Below are 7,672 nucleotides of genomic sequence, written 5' to 3' on the forward strand. Positions count from 1 at the left end.
CATGACGGACAGCCCCATCATCAAGCTCACCGCGGCGGAGATCGCCGCGAAGATCGCCTCGGGCGAGCTGACCGCCGTCGAGGTCACCGAGGCCCACCTCGCGCGCATCGAGGCCGTCGACGAGAAAGTGCACGCCTTTCTGCACGTCGACCGCGAGGGTGCCCTCGCCCAGGCCCGCGCCGTGGACGAGAAGCGGACCCGCGGCGAGAAGCTCGGCCCGCTGGCCGGCGTCCCGCTGGCGCTCAAGGACATCTTCACCACCGAGGGCGTGCCCACGACCGTCGGCTCGAAGATCCTCGAGGGCTGGATCCCGCCGTACGACGCGACGGTCACCCAGCGGCTGAAGGCCGCCGGTGTCGTCATCCTCGGCAAGACCAACATGGACGAGTTCGCCATGGGGTCCTCCACCGAGAACAGCGCGTACGGCCCGACCGGCAACCCCTGGGACCTCACCAGGATCCCCGGCGGCTCCGGCGGCGGCTCCTCCGCCGCGCTCGCCTCCTTCGAGGCCCCGCTCGCCATCGGCACCGACACCGGCGGCTCCATCCGCCAGCCGGCCGCCGTCACCGGCACCGTCGGTGTGAAGCCGACGTACGGCGCGGTGTCCCGCTACGGAATGGTGGCGTTCTCCTCTTCCCTCGACCAGGGCGGCCCCTGCGCCCGTACGGTCCTGGACGCGGCCCTGCTGCACGAGGTGATCGCCGGGCACGACCCGCTGGACTCCACCTCCATCGACGAGCCGGTCCCGCCGGTCGTCGAGGCCGCCCGCAACGGCAGCGTCGCGGGCATGCGCGTCGGCGTGGTCAAGCAGTTCCGCGGCGAGGGCTACCAGGCCGGCGTCATCCAGCGCTTCGACGAGTCCGTCGAGCTGCTCAAGAAGCTGGGCGCCGAGATCGTCGAGCTGGACTGCCCGTCCTTCGACCTGGCGCTGTCGGCCTACTACCTGATCGCGCCCTCGGAGTGCTCCTCCAACCTGGCCCGCTTCGACGGCCTGCGCTACGGCCTGCGGGTCGGCGACGACGGCACGCACTCCGCCGAGGAGGTCACCTCCCTCACCCGCGAGGCCGGCTTCGGCGCCGAGGTCAAGCGCCGCATCATGCTGGGCACCTACGCGCTCAGCTCCGGCTACTACGACGCCTACTACGGCAGCGCCCAGAAGGTCCGCACGCTCATCAAGCGGGACTTCGACAAGGCCTTCGAGCAGGTCGACGTGATCGTCTCCCCGACGACCCCGACCACCGCCTTCCCGATCGGCGAGCGCGCCGACGACCCGATGGCGATGTACCTCGCGGACCTGTGCACCATCCCCGCCAACCTGGCGGGCAACGCGGCCATGTCCCTGCCCTGCGGCCTCGCCCCGGAGGACAACCTCCCGGTCGGCCTGCAGATCGTCGCCCCGGTGATGAAGGACGACCGCCTGTACAAGGTCGGCGCCGCCGTCGAGGCCGCCTTCGTGGAAAAGTGGGGGCACCCGCTCCTGGAGGAGGCTCCGTCGCTGTGAGCAAGCTGTCCAAGGCCAAGGACTTCAAGAAGTCCAAGTCCGGTACGTACCTGTCGATGGCCACCACCGCGTTCGGCGCGCTCGGTGTCGCCAAGCAGATCAAGAAGGCCCGCGCCGAGCACGACACGCTGCGGCTGATCGACGCCACGGTGTCCGCCGTGGCGATCGTGACCGGCCTCGCGCTCCTCTACCGCGAGCTGAAGCGGCTGGGCGACGACGACGTCCTGCTGGGCTGAGAGGGAAGTTTTCACCGTGACCACCACGACCGACCTGGTGTCGTACGAGGACGCACTCGCGTCGTACGACCCCGTCATGGGCCTCGAGGTCCATGTCGAACTCGGCACCAAGACCAAGATGTTCTGCGGCTGCTCGACCGAGCTGGGCGCCGAGCCCAACTCGCAGACCTGCCCGACCTGCCTCGGCCTGCCCGGCGCCCTGCCCGTCGTCAACGCGACCGGCGTCGAGTCTGCGATCAAGATCGGTCTCGCGCTGAACTGCGAGATCGCCGAGTGGTGCCGCTTCGCCCGGAAGAACTACTTCTATCCGGACATGCCGAAGAACTTCCAGACCTCCCAGTACGACGAGCCGATCGCCTTCAACGGCTACCTCGACGTGCAACTGGAGGACGGCGAGACCTTCCGCGTGGAGATCGAGCGGGCCCACATGGAGGAGGACACCGGCAAGTCGACGCACGTCGGCGGCGCCACGGGCCGTATCCACGGCGCGTCCCACTCCCTGCTGGACTACAACCGCGCCGGCATCCCGCTGATCGAGATCGTCACCAAGCCGATCGTCGGCGCCGGCGAGCGCGCTCCCGAGGTCGCGAAGGCGTACGTGCGTGAGCTGCGCGAGCTCATCCGCGCCCTCGGCGTGTCCGAGGCCCGCATGGAGATGGGCCAGATGCGCTGTGACGTGAACCTGTCGCTGATGCCCAAGGGCGCCGACAAGTTCGGCACGCGCAGCGAGACCAAGAACGTCAACTCGCTGCGCTCGGTCGAGCGCGCGGTGCGCTTCGAGGTGATGCGCCACGCGGCCGTGCTGAACGGCGGCGGCACGGTCGTCCAGGAGACCCGCCACTTCCACGAGGACACCGGCAGCACCACCTCCGGCCGTACGAAGGAGGAGGCCGAGGACTACCGGTACTTCCCGGAGCCCGACCTGGTGCCCGTCGCGCCCTCGCGCGAGTGGGTCGAGGAGATCCGCGCGGCCCTGCCCGAGCTGCCGCTGGCCCGCCGCACCCGGCTGCTCGCCGAGTGGGGCATCGCGGCCACCGACATGCAGGCGATCATCAACGCCGGCGCGCTGGACCTGATCGTCGCCACGATCGACGCCGGCGCCGACGCCGCCTCCGCCCGCAAGTGGTGGATGGGCGAGCTGGCCCGCAGCGCCAACGAGTCCGGCAAGGCGCTCGACGAGCTGGCGATCACCCCGGCGCAGGTGGCCCGGGTCAGCGAGCTGGTCGCGAAGGGCGACCTGAACGACAAGCTGGCCCGGCAGGTCATCGAGGGCGTCCTCGCGGGCGAGGGCACCCCGGACGAGGTCGTCGACAAGCGCGGCCTGAAGGTCGTCTCCGACGAGGGCGCGCTCACGGCCGCCGTGGACGAGGCCATCGCGGGCAACCCGGCCGTCGCCGACAAGATCCGCGGCGGCAAGGTGGCCGCGGCCGGCGCCCTGGTCGGCGCGGTGATGAAGGCGACCCGGGGCCAGGCCGACGCGGCCCGCGTCAAGGAACTGATCCTCGAGAAGCTGGGCGTCAGCGAGGGCTGAGCCGCCGTCAGCCGTGGGGGGATGTGCCGGGCCCGGCACATCCCCCCATGTCGTTGCGCCGCCCGCCGAAGGCGCTACGCTCGCCCGCCATGAGTGGACGTACCGATTCCGGCACCGAGCCCCTGATAACCGAGGCCGAGGACGTGACGGAGTACGTCGGGGACGCCCGGCGGGCCCGCTGGACCGCCGCCGGCACCGGGGCACTGCTGACCCTCGCCGGGCTGGGCGCCGCGCTGCTGCGGCTCGCCAGGTCGGCGCCTGCCCCCGTGCCCGGCGCCTACGCCCTCGGCGCCGCCGTCTGTGCCGGCGCCGCGGTCCTCGGACTTCGCGGCCGTACCCGCTGGGCGCTGTGGCTGCTGATCCTCGGGACGATGGTCATGGCGCTCGGAGACCAGTTCGACTGAAGCGCCCGAAGTGGCCGTCGCGGCGACAGAGTTCACGGAACGCCCTGTGATGTTCCTTCCAGTCCTGTGAAGAAGCCCACGAATGCGGCAAACGATCACTTTCGCCTGCGACAGTGTTTTTGATTGCTCATGCGTTCTTTGCGGGCCGTTCAGTACATGGATGACTGTTCCCGGTCAAAGATCCACAAATCACCCCCTGGGAGCACGCCTGTGGCAGCCCTCGCGCGTTGGTGCGTCCGGCACCGTCTGATCGCCGTCCTGCTGTGGCTCTGCGCCTTCGGTGGGGTCACCGCGGCCGCCGCCGTGGCGGGTACGTCGTACTCGAACGCCTACAAGGTCCCCGGCACCGAGGCCGGCCGCGCCGCCGAGCTGCTCCAGCGGGGCTTCCCGGGCCTCGGCGGCGACAACGACACCGTCGTCTGGCACACCACGACCGGCAGCGTCCGCGCCGCCGACGTGGAACAGAGCATGACCCGGGCCTTCGACCAGATCTCCGGGCTGCCCGGGGTGGCCTCGGTGGACGGCCCGTACGGCAGCCAGGGCGCCCACCGGATCAGCGCCGACGGCCGTACGGCGTACGCCACCGTCACCTTCACGCGGCAGGCCGACGACATCGGCAAGGGCGAGGCTCAGGCCCTGGTGCACACCGCCAAGGCGGCCGCCGGCGACGGGCTCCAGGTGGAGCTGGGCGGCAGCGCGATCGAGCTCACCGAGTCCCCGCACGGGCACACCGCCGAGGTGGTCGGCGTCCTCGTCGCGGCCGTCGTGCTGTTCCTCGCCTTCGGCTCGCTCGCCGCCTCGCTGCTGCCGATCGCCACGGCCCTGGTCGGCGTCGGCACGGCCTACTCCGGCATCGGGCTGCTCGGCCACGCCATGACAGTCGCCGACTTCGCGCCCATGCTCGGCATGCTGATCGGCCTCGGCGTCGGCATCGACTACGCGCTGTTCATCGTGACCCGGCACCGGCGCGGCCTGAAACGCGGCCTGAGCGTCACCGAGTCCGCCACCAGTGCCGTGGCCACCACCGGACGCGCGGTCGTCTTCGCGGGTGCGACGGTGTGCATCGCGCTGCTGGGGATGCTGATACTGCGGCTGAGCTTCCTCAACGGGGTCGCCGTGGCGGCCAGCCTGACGGTCCTCCTGACCGTCGCGGCCTCCATCACCCTGCTGCCCGCCCTGCTGTCGTTCATCGGCCTGCGCGCCCTCAGCCGGCGCGAGCGGTGCCGGCTGGCCGAGCACGGGCCGCGGCCCGAGGTGCCCACCGGTCTCGCCGCCCGCTGGTCCGCGCTGGTCGAACGGCGCCCCAAGGCGCTCGCCGCGGTCGCCCTCGCCGTCATCGCCCTGCTCGCCCTGCCGACGTTCTCCCTCCACCTCGGCACCTCCGACCAGGGCAACGACCCCCGCGGCTCCACCACCCGCACCGCCTACGACCTGCTCGCCGACGGCTTCGGCCCCGGGGTGAACGGGCCGCTGACCCTCGTGACACGGGTGGACAGCGCGGGCGACCGACTCGCCCTGGACAACCTCGACGACACCCTGCGCGCCACGCCGGGCGTCACCTCCGTCACGCCGGCCACCTACAACACCGGCGGCGACACCGCGTACCTCACCGTCGTCCCCGACTCCGCACCCCAGTCCCAGGCCACCAGCGACCTCGTGGACCGGCTGCGGCACGAGGTGCTGCCGCGCGCCGAGCACGGCACGTCCCTCCACGTGCAGGTGGGCGGCGTGACCGCGAGCTACGACGACTTCTCGCACGTGATCGTCGGCAAGCTGCCGCTGTTCGTCGGCACGGTCATCGGGCTCGGCTGCGTGCTGCTGCTGGCCGCGTTCAGATCCCTCGCCATCCCGCTGAAGGCCGCGGTGATGAACGTCGCCGCCGTCGCCGCCGCCATCGGCATCGTCGTCGCCGTCTTCCAGTGGGGCTGGGGCAGCGAACTGCTCGGCCTCGGCCGCGCCGGCCCCATCGAGCCCTTCCTGCCCGTGATCATGGTCTCGGTGCTCTTCGGGCTCTCCATGGACTACCAGGTCTTCCTGGTCAGCCGGATGCACGAGGAGTGGCTGGAGACCGGCGACAACCGGCGCGCCGTCCGCGTGGGCCTGGCCGAGACCAGCCGGGTCATCAACTCCGCCGCGGTCATCATGATCTCGGTCTTCCTCGCCTTCGTCCTCAGCGGCGACCGGGTGATCGCCATGTTCGGCATCGCCCTGGCCGCCGCCGTGGCCCTCGACGCCTTCGTCCTGCGCACCCTGCTCGTGCCCGCCCTGATGCACCTGCTCGGCGCCGCCAACTGGTGGCTGCCGGACTGGCTGGAGCGCCGTCTGCCCCGCATCTGCATCGAGTCGCCCGAGTGCCGGGCCGCGCATGAGAGGCTCGACCGGGTCCCGGTGGAGGAACTGCGGAAGGAAGACCGGCACGATGTACGCGACATCCCTGGGTGACGACGGAGCGGAGCTCAGGCCGCTGGAGGTCTGGCACGCCGAGGAGGTCCTCGCCAACATCGACCGGGGGCGCGAGTTCATCGGCCGGCACATCGGCCTGCCGGACGTGGTGTCCGACGTGGACGGCGCCCGCGGGTGGCTGAGGTCGTACGCCGACAAGCGCGCTGTCGACGCGGGCGGCCTGCACGGCATCTGGCTGGAGGGCAAGCTCGTCGGCGGGCTGCTGTTCCGCGTCTGGGACACCCCGAGCGGGGTGTGCGAGGCCGGCTGCTGGCTGGAGCCGGCGGCGGCCGGGCGCGGGCTCGTCACGCGGGGCATGCGGGTGCTGCTCGACTGGGCCTTCGACGAACGCGGCATGCACCGGGTGGAGTGGCAGGTCTCCTCGGCCAACGAGCCCAGCATCAACGTGGCCCGGCGGCTCGGCATGACCCGCGAGGGCGTGCTGCGCGAGAACTACCTGCACCGGGGTGTGCGCACGAACACCGAGATCTGGTCGGTGCTCGCCCCCGAGTGGCGTGCGGCACGCGCGCGTACCGCGCGGCAGGATGCCTGACGATCGCTACCCGACGATCGCCACCTGACGCTCATTCCCTGACGATCATTAAGGGACCTCTCAGACAGCATCCGTACGGTGCCGGGCATGGCAACGAAGAGTCAGGCAGGCGCCGAGGCGCACAGCGACGAGGAGACGGTGGCGCGGGCCACCGGCGAGGAGGAGCACGCGCGAGCCGAGGCCGGGGAGGACCGGGAGGTCGTCGAGGGCGCCGAGCGGGAGGCAGGGGAGGACCGGGAGGCCGCTGAGGCCGTTGAGCCGGTGGCCGCTGAGGACCGGGAGGTCATCGAGGCCGCCGAGCCGCGGGCCGGGGAGAACCCGGAGCCCGAGGAGGCCGACGGGCCGGAGCAGAAGGTTCCCTCCGGGGTCGGCCAGGGCGCCGGCGCCGTCGTCTCCGCCGCGCTCGGCCTGGTCTCGCTCAGCGGGGGCTGGATCGGCACCGTCGCCGGCGCCCGCCAGCAGCTCGTCGGCCAGCTGCGGACCTCCTCCACGGCGAGCGTCGCCAAGCAGATCAAGGCGGTCTACGGCGACGCCTGGCACACCACCGCGCTGTGGGCGGGGCTGTTCGCACTGGCCGCGCTGCTCACCGGCGTGGTCGTGCTCGCCCGGCCCGCGTTCGGCATCCCCGGCCGTCCGCAGGCGTCATGGATCAAGTCGGTCGCCTGGGCGGGCGTCTCGCTCGGCGTCATCGGGCTGCTCCTGGCCGTCCTGAAGTACTCCGACGCACTGCTCGCCCTGCCCTCGGCCGGCTGAGCAGGCGCAGCTCCCAGGGGCCTTAGGGAGTCCGTGTCCGCCTTACGGACTCCCTTCGGGCCCCTTACGCGTGCGTGCGGCCCGCCGGCCGCCCGAAGATGCGGAACTCTCCCGATGTGGCGGACCCCCCTGGGAGACGAAGGTGGAGGCGTCGCGGAAAGCGACGCACGACACCGCCTCTCTTCGAAGGACACGCCATGATCGAGATCGAGTACCACAAGCTGCGCGCCGCCCAGCTGATCCGCGAGGCCG

7 protein-coding genes are annotated in these 7,672 nt (G+C 71.6%); all 7 read left to right on the top strand.

What is annotated here, in order from left to right:
• Window position 1: 1 nt before the first annotated feature.
• The 7 genes from gatA (at window position 2) to ACLU3S_RS13255 (ending at window position 7,420) form a co-directional block, all read left to right on the top strand.
• Window positions 2–1,501: an Asp-tRNA(Asn)/Glu-tRNA(Gln) amidotransferase subunit GatA gene (gene gatA / locus ACLU3S_RS13225; protein WP_413951986.1), complete on the top strand. Its 1,500-nt coding sequence runs from the start codon at window positions 2–4 to the stop codon at window positions 1,499–1,501.
• Entirely contained in the window at window positions 1,498–1,737 is a 240-nt protein-coding gene (locus tag ACLU3S_RS13230) for a hypothetical protein (RefSeq protein WP_413951987.1), read from the top strand. The genes gatA and ACLU3S_RS13230 overlap by 4 nt, the downstream gene beginning before the upstream one ends.
• Window positions 1,738–1,753: 16 nt before the next feature.
• Window positions 1,754–3,268 (top strand): Asp-tRNA(Asn)/Glu-tRNA(Gln) amidotransferase subunit GatB, encoded by a 1,515-nt coding sequence (gatB, locus tag ACLU3S_RS13235; protein ID WP_413951988.1) that lies wholly within the window; start codon window positions 1,754–1,756, stop codon window positions 3,266–3,268.
• Between the two features lie 89 nt (window positions 3,269–3,357).
• Window positions 3,358–3,672: a hypothetical protein gene (locus ACLU3S_RS13240; protein WP_413951989.1), complete on the top strand. Its 315-nt coding sequence runs from the start codon at window positions 3,358–3,360 to the stop codon at window positions 3,670–3,672.
• 210 nt (window positions 3,673–3,882) lie between these two features.
• Window positions 3,883–6,114, top strand: a complete 2,232-nt coding sequence (locus ACLU3S_RS13245) for an MMPL family transporter (protein ID WP_413951990.1) — start codon at window positions 3,883–3,885, stop codon at window positions 6,112–6,114.
• On the top strand, window positions 6,092–6,667 hold the full coding sequence (locus tag ACLU3S_RS13250; protein ID WP_413951991.1) for a GNAT family N-acetyltransferase: 576 nt from the start codon (window positions 6,092–6,094) through the stop codon (window positions 6,665–6,667). The genes ACLU3S_RS13245 and ACLU3S_RS13250 overlap by 23 nt, the downstream gene beginning before the upstream one ends.
• Window positions 6,668–6,754: 87 nt before the next feature.
• The gene (locus ACLU3S_RS13255; protein ID WP_413951992.1) at window positions 6,755–7,420 is read left to right on the top strand and encodes a hypothetical protein; all 666 of its coding nucleotides are present in this window, start codon (window positions 6,755–6,757) and stop codon (window positions 7,418–7,420) included.
• The last annotated feature ends 252 nt before the right edge of the window (window positions 7,421–7,672 follow it).

It is taken from the genome of Streptomyces sp. AF1A (genome assembly GCF_047340315.1).
GTDB lineage: Bacteria > Actinomycetota > Actinomycetes > Streptomycetales > Streptomycetaceae > Streptomyces.

Excerpts from the sequence above, each read along its gene's own strand:
- gatA (WP_413951986.1), top strand. The coding sequence starts at position 2 with ATGACGGACAGCCCCATCATCAAGCTCACCGCGGCGGAGATCGCCGCG.
- ACLU3S_RS13240 (WP_413951989.1), top strand. The coding sequence starts at position 3,358 with ATGAGTGGACGTACCGATTCCGGCACCGAGCCCCTGATAACCGAGGCC.
- ACLU3S_RS13250 (WP_413951991.1), top strand. The coding sequence starts at position 6,092 with ATGTACGCGACATCCCTGGGTGACGACGGAGCGGAGCTCAGGCCGCTG.
- ACLU3S_RS13255 (WP_413951992.1), top strand. The coding sequence starts at position 6,755 with ATGGCAACGAAGAGTCAGGCAGGCGCCGAGGCGCACAGCGACGAGGAG.